A 23,518-nucleotide genomic window follows, 5' to 3' on the forward strand; every position below is an offset into this window, starting at 1 on the left:
GACCGCATGACTGCGACCGCACTCGACCGGATTCCGATGATCGTCGCCGGGCTGCGGCACAGCTTCTCACGAGGCATCACGCGCCCCGAGGTGTGGCGTCGCGAGCAACTCATGCGCCTCCGGGCGCTGCTGCAGGATCGCGGCGCAGACTTCGAGGCGGCACTGCGTTCTGATCTCGGCAAATCGGGCACGGAAGCCCAGCTCACCGAGATCGGCTTCCTCGTCTCCGAGATCGATCACGCCCTCGCGCACCTCTCCCGCTGGATGCGGCCGAGACGCGTGCGCGTCCCCCTCGCCGTGCAGCCCGCCTCCGCGCGCATCGTGCCTGAGCCGCTCGGAGTCGTGCTCGTGATCGCCCCCTGGAACTACCCGCTGATGCTCGCCCTGTCGCCCGTCGTCGGCGCACTCGCCGCGGGCAACTCGGTCGTCATCAAACCGAGCGAGCTCGCTCCCGCGACCTCGGCGCTGATCGCGCGCCTCGTGCCCGACGTGCTGGACCGACGCGCCGTCGCCGTCATCGAGGGGGCGGTGCCCGAGACGACGGCTTTGCTCGCCGAGCGATTCGACCACATCTTCTACACGGGCAACGCCCGCGTCGGCCGCGTCGTGGCGCGCGCCGCGGCCGAGCACCTCACGCCGGTGACGCTCGAGCTCGGCGGCAAATCCCCGGTGTACGTCGACGGGACGGTGCCGCTGCACCTCGCGGCGCGTCGGATCGCCTGGGGAAAGTTCATGAACGCCGGTCAGACGTGCGTCGCACCCGACTACGTGCTCGGACGCCCGGAGGTGCTCCGAGCACTCGCTCCACTGCTCGCGGAAGCCGTGCACGATCTCTACGGGAGCGCTCCCGAGAAGAACCCGGACTACGGACGCATCGTCAACGCCGCCCAGTTCGACCGACTCGTCGCCTACCTCGATGACGGCGAGATCGTACTCGGCGGAGCGTACGATGCCGCACGGAGATTCATCGCCCCGACGGTTCTCGTCGGCGTCGAGCGAACGGCGGCGGTGATGCGGGACGAGATCTTCGGGCCGATCCTTCCCCTCGTCGAGGTCTCCGGGCTCGACGACGCGCTGGCATTCGTCGCCGGCCGCCAGAAACCGCTCGCGGCTTACGTGTTCAGCGAGCACACCGCAGTGCGGCGGCGGTGGGAGCGCGAGACGAGCTCGGGCGCGCTCGGCTTCGACGCACCGGCGCTGCACCTGGTCGTCCCCGAGCTGCCCTTCGGCGGGGTCGGTGAGAGCGGCATGGGCGCGTATCACGGCGAACGGTCGTTCCGCGCCTTCAGCCATGAGAAAGCCGTGCTCGCAAAACCGCTCACCCCGGACACGCTCTCCTCGACGATCATGCCGCCGTTCACGTCGCGGAAGGATGCGCTGGTGCGTCGGTGGCTCGGCAAGCTGCGCGAACCCGGCATATGACCAGCTTCGAACCGCCCCGTCGCTAGGATTGCCCTGTGGAAGACCCCCAGAACAGCCGAGACCTCGATGCTCGAGGCGACGCGGCGCACGAGCTTCCCCTCGGAGTGAGGGTGGCGGCGGCATGGTCGTGGCGCCTGGTACTGATCGGCATCGCCCTCGCGGGCTTCCTCTGGCTCGTCGTGCAGGTGCGGATCATCGTCATCCCGCTGCTGGTCGCGATCCTGCTCACCGCGCTCCTCGCCCCCATCGTGCACTGGTTCGAGCGGCAGAAGCTGCCGCGCTCCCTCGGCGTCGTGTTCGCCCTCGCGCTCTTCATCGCGCTCGTCTGGGTGCTGCTCACGCTGATCATCACCCAGCTGCGCGACGGGCTCGGCGACGTCACGAGCCGCTCCGAGGAGGTGTGGTGGGAGATGCTCCGCTGGGCGGAGGCCACGTTCGGCATCTCGGCCAACGAGATCGGGGCCTTCACCGACCAGATCTGGAAGACCGTCCAAGAGCATCAGTCGGAGCTCTGGAACGGCGCGCTCGGCGTCGCCACGTCGGCCGGCCAGTTCGTCGCCGGCCTCCTGCTCACGCTCTTCTCCCTCATCTTCATGCTGATCGATGGCCGTCGCATCTGGAACTGGGTCCTCGGGTTCCTTCCCGCCCGCGCGCACGCGCCGGTCGACGCGGCCGGGCGCGCCGGGTGGGTGTCGGTCGGACAGTACGTCCGGGTGCAGATCTTCGTCGCCTTCGTCGACGCGGTCGGCATCGGCGTTGGCGCTGCGGTGCTGGGAGTGCCTCTCGCCATCCCCATCGCGATCCTCGTCTTCCTCGGATCCTTCATCCCGTTCCTCGGCGCGATCAGCACCGGCCTGCTCGCCGCCTTCGTCGCCCTCGTCTACAACGGGCCGGTCAACGCGCTGCTCATGCTCGGCGTCGTGATCCTCGTCAATCAGATCGAGGGCCACGTGCTCCAGCCGCTGGTGATGGGAAGCGCGGTGCGCGTGCACCCGCTCGGCGTCGTGCTCGCCGTCTCGACGGGCGCTCTGCTCGCCGGCATCCCGGGCGCCCTGTTCGCCGTTCCTCTCGCCGCGGCAGCGAACTCGATCGTCAATGTTCTCGTCAAGCGGCAGTGGGAGACGGGCGTCGACCCCGTGGCCGACTACCACCGCAGATATCAGTTGCAGCATCGCGCCAAGCATCGTGCGCGAGCCGTCGCCAAGATGCGACGCAAGGAAGGACGTTCATGACCGAGCAGACCCCAGCACCGGTGCTTCCCGTGCAGGCCCCCGCGCCCACGCTCGCCGATTTCGAGCGCGCGCTCGAGGTCGTGCACCAGGTGACGCAGCGCACCCCGCTCGAGAGCTCGCGGTATCTCGCCGAGATTCTCGACGTCCCGACGGTGTACATGAAGTGCGAGAACCTGCAGCGCACCGGGGCGTACAAGCTGCGCGGCGCGTACTACCGACTCACGCAGCTCACGCCGGAGGAGCGCGCTCGCGGCGTCGTCGCCGCGTCGGCCGGGAACCATGCCCAGGGCGTCGCGTTCGCGGCGCGCGAGCTCGGCATCAAGGCGACGATCTTCACGCCGCTCGGCGTCGCGCTGCCGAAGCTGCAGGCCACCCGAGGCTACGGGGCCGAGGTGGTGCTCGAAGGCGCGACCTTCCACGAGACCAACGCGGCAGCGCAGCGGTTCGTGGCCGAGACTGGCGCCGTGTTCATCCCGCCCTTCGACCACGAGGCTGTGATCCACGGGCAGGGGACCGTGGCCCTGGAGATCCTCGACTCAGCGCCGGAGATCGAGACCATCGTCGTGCCGATCGGCGGCGGCGGCCTCGTCTCCGGCGTCGCCGCGGCGGCGAAACTGCGGGCCGAGCGCGACGGAACCCCCATGCGCATCATCGGCGTGCAGTCGGAGAACGCGTCGCCCTTCGTCGCGTCGCTCGACGCCGGAGAGCCGGTCACGATCCTCACGAAGCCGACGATCGCCGATGGCATCGCCGTCGCGCGCCCGGGCGACCGCACCTTCGAGTACGTGCGCGACTACGTCGACGAAGTCGTCACGGTGAGCGACGACGACATCGCTCGAGCCATCGTCGTGCTGCTCGAACGCGCCAAGATGGTCGTCGAGCCCGCCGGAGCCGCCGGTGTGGCCGCGATGCTCGCCGGGAAGGCGCGGGTCAGCGGACCCACCGCGGTGATCCTCTCGGGCGGCAACATCGACCCGCTGCTGCTGCAGCGCGTCATCGGCCACGGTCTGGCTGCGTCGGCTCGCTACCTCAAGCTGCGCATCCTGCTCCCCGACGTGCCCGGCCAGCTGGTGCGCACGGCGTCGATCGTCGCCGAGCACAACGCGAATGTCGTCGAGGTGATCCACACCCGTCACGCGACCGAGCTGCCGATCAGCGAGGTGGAGCTCGAACTCCACATCGAGACGCGCGGTCACGACCACGGGGAGATCGTCGCCCAGGCCCTGCGCGACGCCGGCTACATCGTGCGGGTGGGCGAGCGCTACTGAAGCGACACGCGTTGCGTGGCGCCGGATCGCTCGGTGCCGCCCACGGCGGCAGCCCACGGAGTGAAGCGCGGGGTGGAGCGCTACTGAAGCGGCACGCGTTGCGTGGCGCCGGAGCGCTCGGTGCCGCCCACGGCGGCAGCCCACGGAGTGGAGCGCGGGGTGGATCGCTACTGAAGCGACACGCGTTGCGTGGCGCCGGAGCGCTCGGTGCCGCCCACGGCGGCAGCCCACGGAGTGAAGCGCGGGGTGGAGCGCGGCATCAAGACGGGAGTGGGGCGCCGGCCTGCTGCGCATACAGCGCGATCGCGCGTCGTGCGTCGGCGACCGTGATGCTGCCGCCCCCGGTGATGTGCAATCCGTAGGCGTCTTCGAGCGCTACGAGGTTCATCGCGATGTCGTCGAGCGGGCCGGTGAGCGAGAAGTCGCCCGCTTCCACGCCCTCTGCCAGGATCTCCCGGTAGAGCGCGAACTGCTCCCCGTAGAGCCGCTGCACGAGCTCGTCGTGCAGCGGTGATTTGCCGCCCAGCACGTCGAATTCGTAGAGCAGGCTCATCAGGGCGTCGTCGGGGCCGGTCGGCAAGCCGGCCGTGATGGCGACCGCGAGCTTGGCGGGGGCGCCGACCTCCCGCGCGACGAGGGCGGCGCGCTCGGCTCCCACGCGCTCCATGCCGGCGGCGTGCGCCTCGACGAGGATCGCGTCGAGGTCGTCGTAGTAGTACAGCAGTGCGCCGCGGGTCACGCCGGCCTGGTTCGCGACGTCCGTGAGCGACAGGCTGCGGAGCCCGTGCTGCGCGGCGGCCGCGAGCGCTGCATCGACGACCTCTTTGCGGCGCTGCTGCTGGGTGCTCGGTCGGGCCATGCCTGCCAGTATGCCAGCCGAGGCGCGGGCGAGCGGGCGGGCGGGCGCGCGGGCCGCGGCCCGTCCGTTCCTCGCGCCTCGCCCGAGGCGGGTCAGTTGCGGAGCGTGTTGCGGGGGATCGGGGGAGCTACACCCTCCGAAAGTGACCCGGCTGCCGGCGCGGCGGGCTGGGTGTCGCGCCGGCTGAGTGCCGGCCGGCTGGGTGTCGGGCCGGCTGGGTGTCGGATCCATCCGACGGCACAGCAGCATTATTTGACAAACGAGTGAATTAATTTACTCTTGAGTAAAAGAACTCGGCGGATCGCCGTCGAGCCGAGCGCCGAGGAGCTGACATGGCCGTCGACACCCTGTTTACCGGTGGGAGCATCCGCACCTTCGATCCCGCGCAGCCCTGGGCCGAAGCGGTCGGCGTGACCGGTGATCGCATCTCGTACGTCGGTTCCGCGGCGGACGCTCCCGCCGCTCGCCGCGTCGTGCAGCTCGAAGGGCGCCTGCTCACGCCGGGTGTCGCCGATACGCACAACCATCTGCTGCTGGGCTTCGACGACCTCGCGGTCAGCCTCGATCAGGTGCAGAGCCTCGACGTCGTGCGTGCGCGCATCGCCGAGTTCGCCGAAACGCACCCAGAGCTCGACTGGATCTGCGCGGAGAACGCCCTGTACTCCGTGGTCGAGGGCCGCCGCCCCCGGGCCGATGACCTCACCGGCGTCACCGACCGCCCGGTCTTCATCACGACCTACGATCAGCACTCCGTGTGGCTGAACCGACCCGCGCTCGCGAAGCTCGGCATCCTGAACGGCGGCGACATCGCGTGGGGCAACCCCGAGATCGACGCCGCAACGGGCGAGCCCACCGGGTGGGTCACCGACTTCTACACGAGCGCGATGACCATCGACGGTCTGGCCGAGCTCCAGCGCGACATTCCGATGTACTCGCCCGACCGGCGCTACCGCAAGATCACGAACAGCCTGGAGATGGCTGCGCGATCCGGCATCACCTCGGTGGTCGAGCCGCAGGTGCCCCTCGCAGAACTCGACCTCTTCGCCCGCGCCGAACGCGAGGGCAAGCTCACGAGCCGCACCACGGCCGCCATCTACCACCCGGTCGGCGCCGACGGCGACTTCCGCGCGCGCATCACCGAGGCCATCCGCGAGACGCCGCAGCACGAGCGCTTCACGCTCGGCCCCGTGAAGCTGTACGCCGACGACGTCATCGAACCGCACACCGCCGCGATGCTCGAGGACTACGCCAACCGCCCGGGCCACCGAGGGCATCCGAGCCTCGAACCGACGGAGTTCACGAAGCTCTTCGTCGAACTCGATCGGCTCGGCTACCAGGTGCACACCCATGCCACCGGCGACTGGGGGATCCGGCTGACGCTCGATTCGATCGAGGCCGCCCAGCGCGCGAACGGACGGCTCGACACCCGCCACGGCATCGTGCACGTCGAGTGCCTCGCGCCCCAGGATCTCCCGCGATTCGCCGACCTCGGCGTCGTCGCCGCCATGCAGCCGCGGCACGCGTCACCCGACCTGGTGGCCGGCACCTGGATGGAGAACGTGGGCGAATCGCGTTGGGATCGCGCGTGGCGCTTCAAGTCCATGCTCGATTCCGGCGCGCGCGTGACGTTCTCCAGCGACTGGCAGGTGGGCGAGATGGATCCCTTGATCGGCCTGTACAGCGCTATGACCCGCGCCCGCCTCGACGGGGGCGATGCCTGGACCCTCGGGGAGCGGCTCGATCTCGACCGCGCGCTGCGCGCGTACACCCTGGGCGGCGCGGAGGCCTTCCACCGCGAGCACGATGTCGGCGCACTGCGCGTCGGAGCGCTCGCCGATGTCGTCGTCTGGTCGGGCGATCTCTACGCGATGGAGCCCGCCGAACTGCTCGAGCAGCGGGCCGACCTGACCGTGGTCGGCGGTGCTGCGATCCACGATGCCCGTGGCGAACTCGGCGGTGCTGCTGCGGCCGCACTGGCGACCGATCCGGCCGGCGCCGGGCAGGTCTGCTCCGAGCCCGCGGCGAGCGCTCACACGCACACCCACTGATTCAGCACACCGAATAGAGGACCCCAGATGTCAACGATGCCATCCCACTCAGCAGTCGCCGTCGGCGACGAACGTCTCGCCCACGAGGTCGCAGGCGAAAGCGGCTCCCTCAAGCGCACCCTGAAGCTGCGCCACCTGGTCTTCATCGGCCTGGCCTACATGGCGCCGCTCGCAGTCTTCGACATGTTCGGAATCGTGGCCGATGTCACGAGCGGCCACGTCCCGCTCGCCTACCTGGTCGTGATGATCGCGGTGCTCTTCACCGCCTTCAGCTACTCGCGCATGGTCCGGTTCTTCCCGATCGCAGGATCCGCCTACACCTACGCCAAGGAGGCCATCAACGCGCACCTGGGCTTTCTCGTGGGATGGGTCGCGACGCTCGACTACCTGTTGCTGCCGATGATCAACGCCATCCTCTCCGCGATCTACATGACCGCGGTGATTCCGGGGGTGCCCTTCTGGGTGTGGGTGCTGCTCACCGTCGCGATCTGCACGGTGCTCAACCTCGTCGGAGTGAAGCTCGCGGCGAGCATGAACGTGATCCTCGTCAGCATTCAGCTCGTCGTCGCCGTCGTCTTCGTCGTGCTCACGATCATCAATATCGTGAACGGAGCGAACGGGGCGGAGTTCACCGCTCGCCCGTTCATCTCGAGCGACGTGCAGGGCGCCGCGATCGCCGCGGGAGCCGCGATCCTCGCCCTGTCGTTCCTCGGCTTCGACGCGGTCTCGACCCTCGCGGAGGAGGCGGAGAAGCCCGAGCGCGACATTCCCCGCGCCATCTTCATCATCATCGCGGTCGCCGGTGCGTTCTTCATCACGGTCACCTACGTGATGCAGACGCTGTTCCCCGACGTGACGCAGCTCGCCGATATCGTGGGCGCGTCGCCCGAGATCGCGAAGTACATCGGCGGGGCCGCATTCCAGGCGATCTTCGTCGGCGGGTACATGATGGCCGTGCTCGGGTGCGGGATCACGCAGCAGATGAGTGCTGCCCGCCTGCTCTACGCGATGGGCCGCGACGGTGCGCTGCCGCGCCGGCTCTTCGGCACCGTGAACCCGCGCACCGGCGTCCCCGTCGTCAACGTGCTGATCGTCGCGCTGGTCGCGCTCACGGCGCTGTTTGTCGACCTCGATCAGGCTGCGTCGATGATCAACTTCGGCGCCTTCATCGCGTTCACGTTCGTGAACCTCTCCGTGATCTTCGTGTTCTTCCGCTTCCTGAAGCGGCGCACGGCGGGAGCCTGGGTCACGTTCGTCGCCGTTCCCGCCGTCGGCGTCGCGATCAACGTGTGGCTGTGGCTGAGCCTCGACTCGATCTCCATGATCATCGGCGGCATCTGGTTGGCGCTCGGCATCGTCTACCTGCTGGTGAAGACGCGGGGCCTGCGGGCGCCGGCGCCCGATCTCACGGGGCCGATCAACATCTCGATGTACGAGTGAGGGCGAGGCCGCTGATGCGGCCCCGCCCCGGAAGTATGGTGCTGATCTTCAGCGCTGCGCCGGATCAGCCCGCGTAGGTGTCGACTGCGACGATCTTCACGGCGATCTCTTTGCCGGAGGGGGCCGAGTAGCTGACCTCTTCGCCGACCTTGCGGCCGAGAATCGCAGCGCCGAGGGGGCTCTCGGCGCTGTACACGTCGAGGTCGGAGCCATTGGCGAGCTCGCGATTGCCGAGCAGGAAGCGCTCTTCATCTCCGAAGATCGTCGCGGTCACGACCGTGCCGACCTCGACGACGCCGCTCGCCTCAGGAGCCTCCCCGACGACGACGTGCTTGAGCAACTCCTCGAGGTCGCGAATCCGGGCCTCCATCTTGCCCTGCTCGTCCTTCGCCGCGTGATAGCCGCCGTTCTCCTTGAGGTCGCCCTCCTCGCGCGCCGCCTCGATGCGCGCGGCGATCTCCTTGCGGCCGGCCACGGAGAGCTGCTCCAGCTCACCCTTGAGCCGGTCGTAAGCTTCCTGGGTCAGCCAGGTCTGGGTGGGCTCGGCCATGACGATCCTCGTTTCAGAATTAATGCGCAAACGCGCCCGAGATACAAGAGAGCGCCCTGAACCATGCAGGGCGCGAACCCCCAGGCTACCAGGGCGCGGTCCGGGTGTCAGATCGGCGCCCAGGGGTTGACTGGGACAGCGATGCACCGCGTTGAGTGCGCGGACTCAGCTCGCCGCCGGCTCCTCGATCACCCAGCAGTCGCGCACTGAAGCGGCCGTCGCGGGGTTCGTGACGACGACCCTCGCCGTCACGGTGTGCGACTGCTGGTCCGTCACCGGCAGCTCCACGATCTTCCAGCCGACGGTCGCCTTCGAGGTGTTCAGCGCCTCGACGGCGCAGGCCACCGGCGTGTTCGGTTCAGTCGTCACCTGAAACTTCATATCGAGGCTGGTGTCGCCGTTCTTCGTGTACCCGATGTCTTGGAACGCCACGCGGTTCGGCTGCTGCCAACCGCTGAACACGAGGAAGGCGATGCCGGCGGCGACGAGGAGGGCCGCGGCCGTCCAGGCGAAGCGGCGGTCGAAGCTGGCCCTGCGTCCGGTGCCGTAGCGATCCTCGAGCGACTGCCGCGCGTCGGTCGGGCGGGCGAGCGCAGCGGCCGGCGTGGCGACGGGGGCGCCCGAGGTGCCTCCGGAGGAGATATCGGCCTGCGGCACGGCAAGCTCCGATCTGCGCTGGGTAAACTGAATCTTCGTTGCCAGAGTACCGGGAAGCTCCCGGGAAGCATGTGAGAGGACCCTCATGACGCTCAGGTTGATCGCGGTGCACGCGCACCCCGACGACGAGTCCAGCAAGGGCGCCGCAACCTACGCGCATTACGTGGACGCCGGTGCCGAAGTGCTGATCGTGAGCTGCACCGGGGGAGAGCGGGGCGACCTGCTCAACGAACTCGTCTCGCGCGACCCGAAGAGCCGGCGAGACCTGCCCGGCCTGCGCCGTGATGAGATGGCGCGAGCGCGCGAGATCATCGGGTTCGAGCACCGGTGGCTGGGGTATCAGGACTCCGGTCTTCCCGATGAGGGGGAGATCGTGCCGGAGACCTCGTTCGCCGGGATCCCGGCCGACGTCTCGGCGGAAGCGCTCGTGCGCATCGTGCGCGAGTTCCGCCCCCACGTCATGATCACGTACAACGAGCAGGGGGGCTACCCGCACCCCGACCACATCCGCTGCCACGACATCAGCCGCATCTCCTGGGAGCTCTCCGGAGACCCCGACGCGTACCCGGAGGCGGGCGAACCGTGGGAGATGTCGAAGCTCTACTACGAAGAGATCTTCAACGCGAAGCGCGTCGAGACGATCTACCAGTGGCTCACCGACAACGACCCGTCGTCGCCCATGATCGAGCAGTTCACCGAGATCCGCGAGTGGATGACGCGTCGCCCCTACGTCGGCACTGCGAGCGTCGACGTCGGGCGTTTCTTCGAGCGTCGCGACGAGGCCCTGCGCGCCCACGCGAGCCAGGTGCCGCCCGACAGCACCTTCTTCTTCTGGCCCAACGAACTGCAGCGCCAGGCCTGGCCGTTCGAGGACTACCGCCTCGCCGCCTCCCGCGTCGCCACGAGCGAGTTCGAAGCCGACCTGTTCCAGGGAATCGAGGAGGGCGCATGAGCCTGTTGGCCACCGCCGTGCGCATTGCCGAGGAGACCGAGTTCGATCCCGACACGGTGAGTCCTGGTGTGGCCGGCTTCATCGCGTTCGCGGCGCTCGGCATCGGCATCATCGCGCTCGGCTTCAACATGGTGCGGCGTCTGCGTCGCAACAGCTACCGGGCCGAGGTGCGGGAGCAGATCGAGCAGGAGCTCGCCGAGCAGAACGGGACGGTCGGCAGCACGGGCACGGACCCGCAGGGGCCGTCCCGGCCGGTGGTCGACCCAGACGCAGACCCGAGCTCCGAACCCGGCGGCGGCCCGCGTGCCGAGCCTGGCACCGGGCCGGGCGCCGAGCCGCGAGGCTGAACGCGTGACGGGCGGTTGGGCGTCGGTACCGGACGAGCAGAGCGCCGACTTCGACTTCGGCGACGACGAGCGCTGGCCCGGCGAAGCGTGGGGCGCGCCGGCACCCGACGATCTGCGTGCGCCCGCCCCCGGAAGCAGTCGTGTCGGCGCGACCGCTCAATCCGGTGACCAAGCGGCGGGCCCGCAGGTCGGGCGAGACCCGCGCGAGGTCCTCGCCGAGGTGTTCGGGTACGACGCGTTCCGCGGCGAGCAGGAAGACATCATCCGGCAGGTCATCGGCGGCGGTGACGCGGTGGTGCTCATGCCCACCGGCGGCGGCAAGTCGATCTGCTACCAGATTCCGTCGCTCGTGCGCGAGGGCACCGGCATCGTGCTGTCGCCGCTCGTCGCGCTGATGCACGATCAGGTCGCTGCACTGCAGCTCGTCGGCGTGCGCGCGGCCGCGCTGAACGCGGCGATGTCGATCGAGGATCGCCGCGCCGTCGAGCAGGCGTATCGCGACGGGCAGCTCGACGTGCTCTACCTCGCACCCGAGCGACTGTCGGCACCCGGAACGGTCGAGCTGCTGGCGCAGGGTCGCATCGCGCTCTTCGCGATCGACGAGGCCCATTGCGTCTCCCAGTGGGGGCACGACTTCAGGCCCGACTACCTGCGGCTCGGAGCGCTCGCCGAGCGCTGGCCGGATGTGCCGCGCATCGCGCTGACCGCCACGGCGACGCCCGAGACGCACCGTGAGATCACCGAACGCCTCCACCTGCAGCGTGCGCGGCACTTCGTGTCGAGCTTCGATCGGCCCAACATCCGCTACCGCATCGAATCGAAGCAGAACGCGCGCGCCCAGCTCATCAACTTCGTGCGCGGGGAGCATGCCGGGGAAGCTGGCATCGTGTACGCCCTCAGCCGCAAGCGCGTCGAGCAGACCGCGGCTGCGCTGCGCGACGCGGGAGTCGACGCCGTCGCGTACCACGCGGGGCTCCCGGCGCACGTGAGACTCGACGCGCAGACGCGCTTTCTCCGGGAGGACGGGGTCGTGGTCGTGGCGACGATCGCGTTCGGCATGGGCATCGACAAGCCCGATGTGCGCTTCGTCGCGCACATCGATCTGCCGAAATCCGTGGAGGGCTACTACCAGGAGACGGGCCGCGCCGGTCGCGACGGTCTCCCGTCAGACACCTGGCTCGCGTACGGTCTCCAGGACGTGGTGCAGCAGCGGCAGATGATCGAGTCCGGCGACGGCGATCAGGCGACCCGGGCGAGCCAGACCCGGCACCTCAACGCGATGCTCGCGCTCTGCGAAGGCGTGCAGTGCCGCCGCGTGTTCCTGCTGCGGTACTTCGGTGAAGAGCGCACGGAGCCGTGCGGCAATTGCGACGTCTGCCTGACGCCGCCCAAGCTCTGGGATGCGACGATCCCGTCGCAGATGCTGCTGTCGACCGTCATTCGCACGCAGAAGGAGCGCAATCGCACGTACGCCGCCGGTCAGCACATCGATGTCTTGCGCGGTGTCACATCGGAGCGAGCCGCGCAGATGCGGCTCGACGAGCTCTCGACCTGGGGCATCGGCACCGAGTGGTCGGTCGCGCAGTGGCGCGGTGTCGTGCGCCACCTGCTCGCAGCCGGCTTGCTCGAAGCGCAGGGCGAGTGGGGTGTGCTCGCTCCGACCGAAGCGGCGAAGCCGGTGCTGCGCGGCGAAGAAGCGGTCATGATGCGCGAGGAGGTCGTCACCCGCGCCTCCTCCGGCGGCCGTGGGCGCGCCTCCCGGAGCGGCGGCGGCGAGAAGCGCTCGGCAGCCGCGGCCGACCTGACGCCGGATCAGGCCGAGATCTTCGAACGCCTCCGCGCCTGGCGGGCCGGCGAAGCGCGCACCCAGGGCGTGCCGGGATACGTCGTATTCGGCGACGCCACCCTCGCCGCCCTGGCCGTGCACGAGCCGAAGACCGACGAAGAACTGCTCGCGATCTCCGGCATCGGGCAGGTCAAGCTCGAGCGGTACGGGGCCGCCGTGCTTGAGACGCTCGCGGCCGAGCCCACGCACTGAGGGTCTGCTCCCAGGGTGTCGCTGTGAGTCCGAGTTCGGTGGTGAGACGACCGGGGACGAGTTCGCTCGGCGATTTCCACAGGTAGCGCTGGTGGAACATCTCTCGCATCATCGGCGAGCCCAGCCCCGCGATCGCGAGGAGGGCGGGAGGGATGCGCAGCACCCGGCCCGGCGGGAGGCCGAGCGCTGCCGCGGCGTCGGCCGTCATCTCCCGTTGCGAACGAGCCGGAGGCGTCGGGGCGATGAGCCGGGTGTCACTCGGCGTCGCCAGCGGCACCGAAGCGATCATGGCGCGGCAGAGATCGGGGATCGTGGTGACCGCATGCGGCGCGTCGGGATCCCCGAGCAGCCACGCGGTGCGCCCGGCGGCCACCGGGGAGAAGATCATGCCCAGCACGACCGAGGTCTGAGCCGCGGCGGTCGGACCGATGAGATCCGAAGCGACCACCGACGCCGTGCGGGCCGGATGCACGGCGCGGGCCTCGAGCAGCGCTGCCCGCACGTGGCCGAGAGGTGACGCGGGCGCGAGGGGAGAGTGCTCGCCGACCGCGCGCGCCCCGAGACCATAGGCGTACACCGACTCGGGGAAGACGACGGGGATGTCGAGCTCGGCCGCCACGTCCATCACCGCCTGCTCGCGATGCGGCAGTTCCCGGCGCCAGACCGGGGCGGAATACGCCGCATGGATGCAGTGGAAGATCGCGTCGGCGCCGAGCGCGGCGGCGCGCAGGTCGTCGCGATCACCGGCGTCGCCGGGGCGCACGTGCGCACCTGCGACCGGAGCGCTGTTTCGGCGCAGCACGATGACGGTGTGGCCCGCCTCGGAGAGATCGAGTGCCAGCTGCCGGCCGATCTGACCGGCTCCGGTGATGAGATAGCGCATGGTGCATCCATTCTGTGATCAGTGCTCACTAAGTTGTCCGGCTTCACTGTATTCCGCGCTCTGAGAAAAATCAAGAGCACTGATCTCTGAATTGCGGACCGACGCCGAGACTGGCACACTGAACGCATGGAACGCCCGAGACGAACGCACGCGGAGGCCCGCGCGCAGATGCGTGCGGGGATCCTGCGCCTGGGCAGAGCCCAGCTCGCCGAGGTCGGCGCTGCGGGACTCTCCGTGCGCGAGATCGCACGGGGACTCGGAGTCGCCTCATCAGCGATCTACCGGCACGTGGCCAATCGCGATGCGCTGCTCACGCTGCTCGTGGTCGATGCCTATACCGAACTGGCAGAGGCGGTGGCGGCACGGGTCTCCGCGAACGAGGCGCCCGCGCAGCGGTTGCGGCAGCTCGCCTGTGGCATGCGGGAGTGGGCGGTCGCGCATCCCGAGTCATGGGCATTGCTCTACGGCTCGCCCGTGCCCGGGTACCAGGCGCCGGCCGCGCAGACGACTCCGGTCGGCACCCGGGTGATGGTGCAGTTCGTGGGAGTGCTGGCCACCGGAGACGCCGCTGTGCGTCATTCCGAACGTCCTCCCGTCAGTTCGGGGCTCGCAGCCGAGCTCAGTGGGGGGATCGCGGAGCTGAGCGCAGACGCCGATCGAGACCTCGCGTCCGAGGCGGCCAGCGCACCCGGGTTCGCCGCGGACGCGCTCGAATCCTGGACGGCGCTGATCGGCATCATCAGCGCCGAGGTCTTCGGACAACTGGGGAGCGACCTCTCGGCCTACGGCGAAGAGTTGCTCGACCGCTGGACGACGACGATGGCGCGGCGGTTCGGATTGCGATGACGGGAACGAACTTCGGTGCGACAGGGAGCTTCGGTGCGAGATCGAGCTTCGGTGAGAGCCGATTGGTATCATCCGTCGCACCGAAGCCGCGGTTCCCACCGAGGCGAGGCATCTCCCTCCGCGTGGCACACTGAAGCGCATGGAACGCACCTCCGCCGACATGGCCGCCGGCTCGCAGCTCGCCGGGCGGGCGCTCGTCGTGATGGGGGTCTCCGGCGCGGGCAAGAGCACCGTCGCCGCCGCGCTCGCCGCCGCACGCGGCGGCCTCTGCATCGACGCCGACGACCTGCACTCGGCGAAAGCGGTCGATCAGATGCGGCGCGGCACACCGCTGACCGACGCGGATCGCTGGCCCTGGCTCGACCGCGTCGGCGCGAGCATCACGCGTGCGGCGGGCGAGGGTCATGCGGTGACCGTGGCATGCTCGGCCCTGCGACGCACGTATCGCGACCGACTGCGCGCCGCGACGGCGGTACCGCTGTGGTTCGTGCAGCTCGATGTGCCCCGTGACCAACTGCTCGCCCGCCTGGAGGTGCGCGTCGGCCACTTCATGCCGGCCGGATTGCTCGATTCGCAGCTCGAGACCCTCGAGCCGCTCGCTCAGGATGAGCCGGGCATCACCGTCGACGCGGCGCTGCCGGTGGAACGGATCGTCGCCGTGGTCGCCGCGCACCCGCCTCGCCAGTGATCGGGTGGAGCGGCGGCACTCCGACCGCGAGCGCTACCGCAGGAAGAACGGGTCGAGCGCGAGCAGGAGCGCCGCCGTCCAGTGGCAGAGGAAGGCGACCACGGTGAGCGCGTGGAAGATCTCGTGGAACCCGAAGACGCCGGGAATCGGGTTCGGGCGCTTCGTGCCGTAGATCACGGAGCCGAGCGTGTAGAGCAGACCGCCGACCACCACGAGCACCATCGCCGCGAAGTTCGCGTGCGCGATATCGACGATGTACATTATGGCGGCCCAGCCGAGCAGCACGTACAGGGGCACGTACAGCCATCGCGGCGCGCCGAGCCAGAACACCCGGAATCCGATGCCGAGCAGGGCGCCCACCCAGACCAGCACGAGCAGCAGCACGCCCTTGTCGAGCGGCAGCGCGAGGAGCGCGATCGGCGTGTACGTTCCGGCGATCAGCACGAAGATGTTGGCGTGGTCGAGACGCCGGAACACCTGCCGCGTGCTCGGCTTCCAGTCGCCGCGGTGGTAGAGCGCCGAGACCCCGAAGAGGAGCATGCTCGAGAGCGTGTAGACGAGGGACGCCCACTTCGCCAGCGGCCCGTCGGCGACGCTGATGAGCACGATCCCCGCCACGATCGTGAGCGGGAAGGTCCCCGCGTGGATCCAGCCCCGCCACGTCGGCTTCGCCTCGAGCGTGGCACCCGGCTGCTCCTGCGGGTGATCGATGGCGTCTTCGAGGAGCGGGATCGAGAGGCGATCGGGTTCGGGCAGCGGTCGTTCCTCCTGCGACGTCATGACCTCGAGTGTATGGTCCCGGCCTCCTCCTCGCGACGGGCGCGCATCAGGTCGAGCCGGTACACTCGGAACGTGAGTGCCCAGCCGTCGAATCCGCGGGCCGGTCTGCTCTACCGGCTGTACCAGCGGCGCCTGCGCCGCGAGATCGATCGGCGCCAGGTTCCCCAGCACATCGCCGTGATCGTCGACGGGAATCGTCGCTGGGCGAAACAGCGTCTCCAGGAGCGCGCCGCCTTCGGGCATCGCGCCGGAGCCCGCAAGATCCCTGAGTTCCTCGGCTGGTGCGAAGAGGTCGGAGTCGGCACCGTCACGCTGTACCTGCTCTCCGCGGACAACCTGGGCGCGCGGGATCGCCAGGAACTCGACGACCTCTTCGGCATCATCGCGGAACTCGCCGAACTCCTCGCCGAGCACCCGGGGTGGCGCGTGAAGCACGTCGGCACGTGCGACGGGCTGTCGTCGGAACTGACCGACGCCCTGCGTGCGGCCGAGCAGTCGACCGCCGATCGTGACGGCCTGCACATCAACCTCGCCGTCGGCTACGGCGGCCGCAGCGAGATCACCGCGGCGATGCACAGCGTCATCGCCGAGCATCAGGCGGCCGGCGGCACCATCGACACGCTCGCCGAGCGATTGACGCCCGAGCTCATCGGTGAGCATCTCTGGACCCGGGGGCAGGCGGATCCCGATCTCGTGATTCGCACCTCGGGTGAGCAGCGGCTCTCCGACTTCATGATCTGGCAGTCGGCGCACTCCGAGTTCTACTTCGTGGAAGCGCTGTACCCGGACCTGCGCGAGGTGGACTTGCTCCGCGCGCTGCGCGACTACTCGTCTCGGCAACGACGGATGGGGGGCTGAACAGATGGTGGGACGCGGATTGCCGGATCTCGCAGGTCAGCGGGTGCTGATCACGGGCGCCTCCGGCGGTATCGGGGGCGGCATCGCACGCGCGTTCGCGGCTGCTGGCGCGCGCCTCGCCGTGCACTACCGTGGCGCGACCCGGGAATCGAGCGATGCCGTGGGCGCGCTCGTGCGGGAGCTGCGTGAAGCCGGCGCTGAGGTCGAGCCCGTGCGCGCCGACCTCGCCCTCGCGGGTGCCGCATCGTCGCTGGTCGATGACGCCGTGGCGGCCCTCGGCGGTCTCGACGGACTCGTCAACAACGCCGGAGTGCAGCCGCTTGCGATGCTCGCCGATACGACGAGGAGTGAGTGGGACGAGGTGCTCGGCACGAACCTCGGAGCGGTGTTCGAGCTCTCGCAGGCCGCGGCCGCGGTGATGGAGCGCGCGACCGGCGGCGACCGGTGGATCACGCACATCGCCTCGATCGAGGCATCCCGGCCGAGCCCGGCGCACGCGCACTACGCCGCGGCGAAGGCGGGGCTCGTGATGCACGCCCGCGCGGCGGCGCTGGAACTCGGTCCGCTCGGCATCCGCGTCAACTCCGTGTCGCCCGGTCTCGTCGACCGACCCGGTCTCGCGGAAGCCTGGCCGGAGGGGGTCGCGAGCTGGACGAGCCGAGCCCCGCTCGGCCGACTCGCCACTGCGGCCGACATCGGCGGCGCGTGCGTGCTGCTCGCGTCACCGGCTGCCGGGTTCATCACCGGGCAGGATCTTGCCGTCGACGGCGGCATGCTGGCCACGCCGGGCTGGTGACCGATGACCCTCTTCCCGAATCGAGAACGGAGTTGCGGATGAGCGATTACGAGACGGTGCTGCGCGCCGACGCGATGCTGACGCCTGCGGGTGTGGTCGCCGACGCCGAACTCGCCTTCGACGGCTCGGGACGGATCACGTACGCCGGATCCGCCCGCCCGGACGCGGCGTCGGCGAGCGACCGCGTGGTGCACGAACTCGAGGGGCAGGTGCTCATGCCCGGACTCGTGAACGGGCACACGCATTCCGCGATGACGCTCCTGCGCGGCGTCTCCGACGATGAGGGCTTCATGCCGTGGCTGGCGGCGGTGCAAGCGCTCGAGCAGCATCTCACGCACGACGATGTCGCAGTCGGATTGCAGCTCGCGATGGTCGAGATGATCGAGACCGGCACCACCGCGTTCGCCGACATGTACCACTGGGATGCCGAACTCATCGAGCTGGTGCGCGCCGCGGGCATGCGCGCCCTCGTCGCGCTCGCATCCTTCGCTCCGGATGCGGTCGGGTTTCCCGGCGTCTCGCCCTGGAACGGCGCCGATGCGACCGAGCAGACCGAGGCGCTGGCGGCCCAGTACTCTGGCGATGCGCAGGTGCGGATCGCCTACGGCCCCCACGCGCCGTACACGTGCCCGCCCGAGTTCTTGAGCGACATCGCACGGCGGGCCGTCGCCCACGGGATCCCGATTCACACCCACATCTCCGAGTCGGCAGCCGAGGTCGCGCAGATCGAGGAGCGCTACGGGGCGACGCCAGCGGCGCATCTCGACGCGCTCGGACTCTTCGAGGCCGAGGTGCTCGCCGCGCACTGCGTGCACCTGACCGAAGACGAGATCGCACTGCTCGCGCGAACCGGCACCGCGGTCAGCCACAACCCGGTCTCGAACCTGAAGCTCGGCAACGGCATCGCTCCGCTTCCGGAGTGGCAGACCGCCGGGCTGCGCATCTCGCTCGGCACCGACTCCGTCGCGAGCAACAACACGCTCGACCTCTTCGAGGAGATCAAGACGGGCACCATCCTGCACCGCGGGGCGCGCCAGGACGCCGCGATCGTGCGCGCATCGGACGTGCTCGACATCGCCACGCGGCGCGGCGCCGAAGCGATCGGCTTCCCGGAGACCGGCGCGCTCGAAGCCGGGCGCCTCGCCGACGTGATCGCGCTCGACATCACGGGATCCGCCGCGATTCCGTTCGAGCCGGCAGCGCTCGTCTCGCACCTCGGCTTCTCCGCGACGGGCGGTGACGTGCGTCACGTCTTCATCGGCGGACGGCATGTGTACGCGGAGGGCGAGCACCTGACGCTCGATGCCGACGCGATCCGCCTGCGGGCCGCCGAGGCTCGCGCGCGACTGAGCGCTGCAGCGCGAGACGCCTGAGCGCACGCGCGCCCTCAACGCATTCCATCCCCGACACACCGAAAGGTCACTCATGCCCGTCCGACTCCCCGCCGACGCCGAACTTCCCCTGCTGCGCGCCCGCGTATCCGATCTCGCCGACCGAGCACTCGTGGTCGGCGACCCCGGGCGCGCGGCCCGCGTCGCCGAACGGCTCGACGACATGCGGCAGCTCGCCGTGAACCGCGAGTATCACGTCTACGCAGGCACCTGGAAGGGTGTGCCCGTGACCGTGGCTTCGCACGGCGTCGGGGGAGCCGGAGCCGCGGTGTGCTTCGAAGAGCTCGCACGGGGCGGCGTCACCCGCATCATCCGCTCGGGAACCGCGGGCGGCATGCAGCCGGAGATCGTCGATGGCGCCATCGTCGTGGCGACGGGGGCGGTGCGCGCGGACGGCGTGAGCCACCAGCTGGTGCCGACCGAGTTTCCCGCCATCGCGACACCGGAAATGACGGTCGCGCTGAAAGCCGCTGCTGCCAGTTCCGGGCTCGACGTGCACAGCGGCGTCGTGCTGACGGGCGACATGTTCTACCCGAGCGACGTGATCACCGGAGTCGACCTGCCGCTGTGGCAGCGCGCCGGCGTCGTCGCCGTCGAGATGGAGGCGGCCACGCTGTTCGTCATCGCCGCGCTCCACGGCATCGAGACTGGCGGCGTCTTCGCCATCGACGGGAACCCCCTCGCCGCGGCCGACGTCGCAATGGGGGACTACGACCCGTATCGCGAGATCGTCGTGCAGGCGGTCGACGCCGCGCTCACCACCGCGCTCGACGTGCTGGTGTCGTGAGCGCATCGGCACGCACCGCGCATTCGCCGTTCTCCGCGGTGCTCTTCGACTGCGACGGCGTGCTCGTCGACTCAGAGACGATCACCATTCAGCTGCTCGCCGAGATGCTGCGCGAGCTGGGGTGGGAGATCTCGTACGACGAGACCGTGCGCACCTTCATCGGGCGGGCCCTGGTGGATGAGTGGGAAGTGATCCTCGCGCACACCGGATTCAGGATCACGGACGCCTGGATCCACGAATTCCATGTACGCCGGGATGACGCGCTGCGCGTCAGCGTACAACCCGTAGCCGGAGTGGAGGCGATGATCGCGGCGGTCGCCGAGCGCTTCGGCGACCGCATCGCGCTCGCCTCCGGCGCCGATCGCGTCAAGATCGAGATGCAGCTCGACGTCACCGGGCTCGGGCGCTGGTTCGGCGACCGGGTGTTCAGCGGCATGGAGCAGCCCCGCAGCAAGCCGGCTCCCGACGTCTACCTCGCCGCCGCTGCGGCACTCGGCGTCGACCCCGCTTCGGCGCTCGTCGTCGAAGACACGGTCGCCGGTGTGACGGCCGGTATCGCAGCGGGCGCGACGGTGTTCGGATTCTCCCCGGACAGCCCGGTGCGGACCGACCCAGGGATGCTGCGCGGAGCAGGCGCGTCGATCGTGTTCTCAGACATGAGCGAACTGCCCGGTCTGATCGACGAGTGGGTCTCGCGGCCCGCGGCGTAACCCGGGTAACCCGCCGCGACACGCAGTGTCAGCCGTTGCGGCTCGACGACGCGAGCTCCGACGCACCCCCTACGCGATGCGGGAGCGGTCGAACGCGTCGAGGCTGATGCCCTCGGCGAGTACGATCTTCGCCCACTCACGCGCAGAATGCAGGCTGTGATCGCGGTAATTGCCGCAGCTCACTGCTTCCGTTCCCGGCACGTCGTCCCAGGTGACGCGCTCCGCCAGATCGGTGAGCGAACTCTTGATCGCCTCGGCGACCGTCTCGACGCTCGGCTCGCCCCAGGCGATGAGATGGAATCCGGTGCGGCAGCCGAACGGTGAGATGTCGATGAGCCCGTCGAATCGGGTGCGCAGCAGCGCGGCGAGCGTGTGCTCGATGGTGTGCAGGCCCGCCGTGGGAATCTCCGCCTCATTCGGCTGCACCAGGCGAATGTCGAAGTTTGAGATCGCGTCGCCCTTCGGGCCGCGCTCGACCCCGATGAGGCGCACGTACGGTGCCAGCACTTTCGTGTGATCCAGTGAAAAGCTCTCTACTTCGGCAAGTTCGACGTCGCTCATGCGACCCAGTTTCTCATGGGCACCAGAGTATCGAGCGTGGGCACGACATTCTCCTGGCATGACGAAACGTGACTCCTGAACGGCGTCGGGGCCCGGGTACGAGAACGGGCCCGCACCCGAAGGTGCAGGCCCGTTCTCCGTACGCGAGCGTTACGCTGCGCGCGCGAGCTCCTTGCGGGTCAGCGCGATCCGCGTGCGGTCGCCAGCGAGGCGCTCTGACACGCTCACGTTCCAGCCGGCGCGATCGAGGCGCTTGAGGTCGCCGCGCGCCTCGTCGAGACGATCGGTCTCGACGACGTAGAGCGTGCGGCCAGAGCTGCGGTAGACCGAGCGGCGCTGGGCCCAGTCGGGCACGAGCATGTCTTCGGCTCCGCTGAGGGAGTGGTAGGGCGTGCGCAGGGGACCGGCCGCCGGCCGCACGTCTGCGATATTGGGCATACGAGTATGCGAAGTCATGGTGTTCCTTTCGTGGCGCACCGTCACGGTGCGCGATCCCCGAGCAGTTCTCGGGGGTGGGCTCACTGGGAGCCTGCGCTGCTTCGCCGGGGCTGCGTCGGTACAGCCCGTTCGATCTCTTGCGATCGATAGCGGAGCGCAACTGCACCGGTCTCATCGGGGGACCAGCCTCGTCTGAAGGCCTTCGGTGCTCGGTGGGTGTCGCGGCTGGTGACGCAGAGTTGAGGTGATCTCGACGTGCCGTTCAACGGCGATCATGCGTACGGCTCGCGAACCCGACTCCTCATATTAGAACACATTTTCGAAAAGCGCTAGTGTGGGTTCGAAGATGTGGATCAATAGGCGCCCGAGCGCCGCTGGGAGCGCCGATGACTGAACCGACCACCCTGCTCGTGTTCGCACACCGCGACGAGGCTTCGGCCTTCTCCGATGTGGCTCACCTCGTGACCGGAGTGGGCAAGGTCAACGCTGCGGTAGCACTCGCCGCGGAGCTCTCCGAGCGTCCCGTCGATCGCGTGGTGGTGCTCGGAACGGCAGGCGTCGTGAGCGACGGCCCCGAGCGCCCATCGCTCGACGCGGTCTACCAGATCACCGGAGTGGTGCAGCACGACTTCTCGCTGCCGTCGCCGGAGCTGCGACCCGCCGGCGACGCGATCCTGCCCCCAGAGGCGGCCGCCACCATAGCGACCGGCGATGTGTTCGTGCAAGACGATGCCCAGCGCGCGACCATCGCAGGCCTCGGTGCGAGCCTCGTCGACATGGAGGCCTACGCGTACGCCAGCGTGTGCGCGCGCTTCGGGGCCGCGCTGCAGATGTTCAAGATCCCCTCCGACTTCGCCGACTCGACCACCACCGACGAGGAGTGGGACACGATCGTGTTCCGCAAGAGCGAGCAGCTCAGGGAGTTCTGGGACACCAGGCTGAGGTAGTTCGCGCGGCCGCCGCGTCAAGGCGGTGGCAGGGCTCCTGCTCGTTCGGTACACCTGAAGGCATCGGTGCGTTCGGTGCCGATGGAAAGGGGAGTACCGGTGCTCTTGGAAGCCGACGGGCTCATCGTCGATTGGACGCTGATGCCCACGTACAACACCATCATGTCGCTCGCAGCAGGTGCGGGGCTGCTCTGGATACTCGGGCTGGTGCGCGCGCTTCGCAAACCAGGGGAGTTCGCTCCCGAGGGGTGGGCGCTGACCGCCGGCGTGCTCGGAAGCATCCTGACGCTCACCGGCGCGCATATGACCCTGACCTGGCCGCTCGCCGCCTACTTCCCGTTCGACAACATCATCTTCGGAGAGCCGAGTCTCGGATTCGGCGTCCTGCTGCTGGCAGCAGCCTTCCTGCTGTGGCGCCGCTCCGCCGCCATCACGGCGGCTCCAGACCCGGGGGCGCACCTCGCGCGCACCGTCCGACCACTCGGGATCTTCGTCTTCGGACTGGGTCTCGCGATGTTCGGGATCGCCGCCGCTGGAATGGTGTTCCAGCTCTTCGCCGCGCCGCCGGAAGAGCCTATCTCGGGTGCATTCGCCGAGTACCCGTGGGTGGAGGCGACCTTCATGTCGGGGCTCTTCGCGCTCGTCGGAGTGGGCGCCGTGCTCTTCCCCTTCGCCCTCAGGGGCTTCGATTCAGCCGGACCGAAGCTGCGGCCCGTCGCTCTCGTCGCGGGCATCGCCTGGGGGCTCGCCGGGCTGGCGTTCCTGCTCTTCGGGGCACTCAACTACTTCACGCACATCGGCCTGATCATCAATACGACCGCGTAACGGCTCGCGGGCGGGGCCGCACCACGGCCCGATTCGCGCGAGCCGTTCGCATCCCGTAGGATTTTCCGCGGTGACGTGTCCGAGCGGCCGAAGGTGCAACTCTCGAAAAGTTGTGTAGGGTAACCCCCTACCGTGGGTTCAAATCCCACCGTCACCGCCAGTTGAGAAGCCCCGGGTCCTTGCAAAAGCGAGGAC

At 69.2% G+C, this 23,518-nt stretch carries 24 protein-coding genes and 1 tRNA gene; 18 read left to right on the forward strand and 7 right to left on the reverse strand.

What is annotated here, in order from left to right:
• The first annotated feature begins 6 nt into the window (after positions 1-6).
• Genes JE033_RS14145 through ilvA form a run of 3 tightly spaced genes read left to right on the forward strand, consistent with a single transcriptional unit; the run spans position 7 to position 3,922 of the window.
• Positions 7-1,422 (forward strand): aldehyde dehydrogenase family protein, encoded by a 1,416-nt coding sequence (locus JE033_RS14145; RefSeq protein WP_200332475.1) that lies wholly within the window; start codon positions 7-9, stop codon positions 1,420-1,422.
• Between the two features lie 35 nt (positions 1,423-1,457).
• Entirely contained in the window at positions 1,458-2,654 is a 1,197-nt protein-coding gene (locus JE033_RS14150; protein ID WP_200332477.1) for an AI-2E family transporter, read from the forward strand.
• Complete coding sequence (gene ilvA / locus JE033_RS14155; protein WP_090151674.1) at positions 2,651-3,922, forward strand: threonine ammonia-lyase; 1,272 nt, start codon at positions 2,651-2,653, stop codon at positions 3,920-3,922. Before JE033_RS14150 ends, ilvA begins: the two co-directional genes overlap by 4 nt.
• A 259-nt stretch (positions 3,923-4,181) precedes the next feature.
• Here the strand turns inward: ilvA and JE033_RS14160 are convergent, their stop codons facing one another.
• Entirely contained in the window at positions 4,182-4,781 is a 600-nt protein-coding gene (locus JE033_RS14160) for a TetR/AcrR family transcriptional regulator (RefSeq protein ID WP_200332480.1), read from the reverse strand.
• Positions 4,782-5,113: 332 nt separating this feature from the next.
• On the opposite strand from JE033_RS14160, the gene JE033_RS14165 reads away from it, so the two are divergent.
• Positions 5,114-6,829, forward strand: a complete 1,716-nt coding sequence (locus tag JE033_RS14165; RefSeq protein ID WP_200332482.1) for an amidohydrolase — start codon at positions 5,114-5,116, stop codon at positions 6,827-6,829.
• A 27-nt stretch (positions 6,830-6,856) separates the two neighbouring features.
• Entirely contained in the window at positions 6,857-8,269 is a 1,413-nt protein-coding gene (locus tag JE033_RS14170; protein WP_200332485.1) for an APC family permease, read from the forward strand.
• 64 nt (positions 8,270-8,333) lie between these two features.
• On the opposite strand, the gene greA is transcribed toward JE033_RS14170, so the two are convergent.
• Both greA and JE033_RS14180 read right to left on the reverse strand, forming a co-directional pair.
• Positions 8,334-8,819, reverse strand: a complete 486-nt coding sequence (gene greA / locus JE033_RS14175; protein ID WP_090151660.1) for a transcription elongation factor GreA — start codon at positions 8,817-8,819, stop codon at positions 8,334-8,336.
• 165 nt (positions 8,820-8,984) lie between these two features.
• Positions 8,985-9,476 (reverse strand): DUF4307 domain-containing protein, encoded by a 492-nt coding sequence (locus tag JE033_RS14180; RefSeq protein WP_336661701.1) that lies wholly within the window; start codon positions 9,474-9,476, stop codon positions 8,985-8,987.
• 85 nt (positions 9,477-9,561) lie between these two features.
• On the opposite strand from JE033_RS14180, the gene mca reads away from it, so the two are divergent.
• The 3 genes from mca to recQ are packed head-to-tail and all read left to right on the forward strand — an operon-like array spanning position 9,562 to position 12,813.
• Complete coding sequence (mca, locus tag JE033_RS14185) at positions 9,562-10,428, forward strand: mycothiol conjugate amidase Mca (protein WP_200332487.1); 867 nt, start codon at positions 9,562-9,564, stop codon at positions 10,426-10,428.
• On the forward strand, positions 10,425-10,775 hold the full coding sequence (locus JE033_RS14190; protein ID WP_200332489.1) for a hypothetical protein: 351 nt from the start codon (positions 10,425-10,427) through the stop codon (positions 10,773-10,775). The genes mca and JE033_RS14190 overlap by 4 nt, the downstream gene beginning before the upstream one ends.
• Before the next feature lie 4 nt (positions 10,776-10,779).
• A complete protein-coding gene (gene recQ, locus JE033_RS14195) occupies positions 10,780-12,813 on the forward strand; it encodes a DNA helicase RecQ (RefSeq protein WP_200332490.1) in 2,034 nt (677 codons plus the stop codon).
• On the opposite strand, the gene JE033_RS14200 is transcribed toward recQ, so the two are convergent.
• Complete coding sequence (locus JE033_RS14200; RefSeq protein ID WP_200332491.1) at positions 12,752-13,696, reverse strand: NAD-dependent epimerase/dehydratase family protein; 945 nt, start codon at positions 13,694-13,696, stop codon at positions 12,752-12,754. The two genes, recQ and JE033_RS14200, sit on opposite strands and share 62 nt — an antisense overlap.
• A 126-nt stretch (positions 13,697-13,822) precedes the next feature.
• Here JE033_RS14200 and JE033_RS14205 point away from each other — a divergent pair, with 126 nt between their 5' ends.
• Positions 13,823-14,542, forward strand: coding sequence for a TetR/AcrR family transcriptional regulator (locus JE033_RS14205; RefSeq protein ID WP_200332493.1), 720 nt, complete (start codon positions 13,823-13,825; stop codon positions 14,540-14,542).
• Positions 14,543-14,681: 139 nt separating this feature from the next.
• Complete coding sequence (locus tag JE033_RS14210) at positions 14,682-15,230, forward strand: gluconokinase (RefSeq protein ID WP_234037535.1); 549 nt, start codon at positions 14,682-14,684, stop codon at positions 15,228-15,230.
• 33 nt (positions 15,231-15,263) lie between these two features.
• Here JE033_RS14210 and JE033_RS14215 read toward each other — a convergent pair whose 3' ends face one another.
• Positions 15,264-16,010: a hemolysin III family protein gene (locus JE033_RS14215; protein ID WP_200332494.1), complete on the reverse strand. Its 747-nt coding sequence runs from the start codon at positions 16,008-16,010 to the stop codon at positions 15,264-15,266.
• Positions 16,011-16,082: 72 nt separating this feature from the next.
• Between JE033_RS14215 and JE033_RS14220 the strand changes: the two genes are divergently transcribed.
• The 5 genes from JE033_RS14220 to JE033_RS14240 are packed head-to-tail and all read left to right on the forward strand — an operon-like array spanning position 16,083 to position 20,552.
• On the forward strand, positions 16,083-16,868 hold the full coding sequence (locus JE033_RS14220) for an isoprenyl transferase (RefSeq protein WP_090151835.1): 786 nt from the start codon (positions 16,083-16,085) through the stop codon (positions 16,866-16,868).
• A 19-nt stretch (positions 16,869-16,887) separates the two neighbouring features.
• The gene (locus JE033_RS14225) at positions 16,888-17,664 is read left to right on the forward strand and encodes an SDR family NAD(P)-dependent oxidoreductase (RefSeq protein WP_234037537.1); all 777 of its coding nucleotides are present in this window, start codon (positions 16,888-16,890) and stop codon (positions 17,662-17,664) included.
• Positions 17,665-17,702: 38 nt separating this feature from the next.
• Positions 17,703-19,037, forward strand: a complete 1,335-nt coding sequence (locus JE033_RS14230; RefSeq protein WP_200332497.1) for an amidohydrolase — start codon at positions 17,703-17,705, stop codon at positions 19,035-19,037.
• Between the two features lie 52 nt (positions 19,038-19,089).
• Positions 19,090-19,842, forward strand: coding sequence for a nucleoside phosphorylase (locus tag JE033_RS14235; RefSeq protein ID WP_200332499.1), 753 nt, complete (start codon positions 19,090-19,092; stop codon positions 19,840-19,842).
• The gene (locus JE033_RS14240) at positions 19,839-20,552 is read left to right on the forward strand and encodes an HAD family phosphatase (RefSeq protein ID WP_200332501.1); all 714 of its coding nucleotides are present in this window, start codon (positions 19,839-19,841) and stop codon (positions 20,550-20,552) included. The genes JE033_RS14235 and JE033_RS14240 overlap by 4 nt, the downstream gene beginning before the upstream one ends.
• Before the next feature lie 69 nt (positions 20,553-20,621).
• On the opposite strand, the gene JE033_RS14245 is transcribed toward JE033_RS14240, so the two are convergent.
• On the reverse strand, positions 20,622-21,113 hold the full coding sequence (locus JE033_RS14245; protein ID WP_200332503.1) for an S-ribosylhomocysteine lyase: 492 nt from the start codon (positions 21,111-21,113) through the stop codon (positions 20,622-20,624).
• A 150-nt stretch (positions 21,114-21,263) separates the two neighbouring features.
• A complete protein-coding gene (locus tag JE033_RS14250; protein WP_200332505.1) occupies positions 21,264-21,569 on the reverse strand; it encodes a hypothetical protein in 306 nt (101 codons plus the stop codon).
• Between the two features lie 368 nt (positions 21,570-21,937).
• On the opposite strand from JE033_RS14250, the gene JE033_RS14255 reads away from it, so the two are divergent.
• The 3 genes from JE033_RS14255 (at position 21,938) to JE033_RS14265 (ending at position 23,483) form a co-directional block, all read left to right on the forward strand.
• The gene (locus JE033_RS14255) at positions 21,938-22,498 is read left to right on the forward strand and encodes a purine-nucleoside phosphorylase (protein WP_200332506.1); all 561 of its coding nucleotides are present in this window, start codon (positions 21,938-21,940) and stop codon (positions 22,496-22,498) included.
• A 99-nt stretch (positions 22,499-22,597) separates the two neighbouring features.
• Entirely contained in the window at positions 22,598-23,323 is a 726-nt protein-coding gene (locus JE033_RS14260; protein WP_370567982.1) for a DUF981 family protein, read from the forward strand.
• A 69-nt stretch (positions 23,324-23,392) separates the two neighbouring features.
• Positions 23,393-23,483 (forward strand) — tRNA-Ser (locus JE033_RS14265).
• The last annotated feature ends 35 nt before the right edge of the window (positions 23,484-23,518 follow it).

This window comes from Leucobacter sp. L43 (genome assembly GCF_016597785.1).
Taxonomy (GTDB): Bacteria; Actinomycetota; Actinomycetes; order Actinomycetales; family Microbacteriaceae; genus Leucobacter; species Leucobacter alluvii.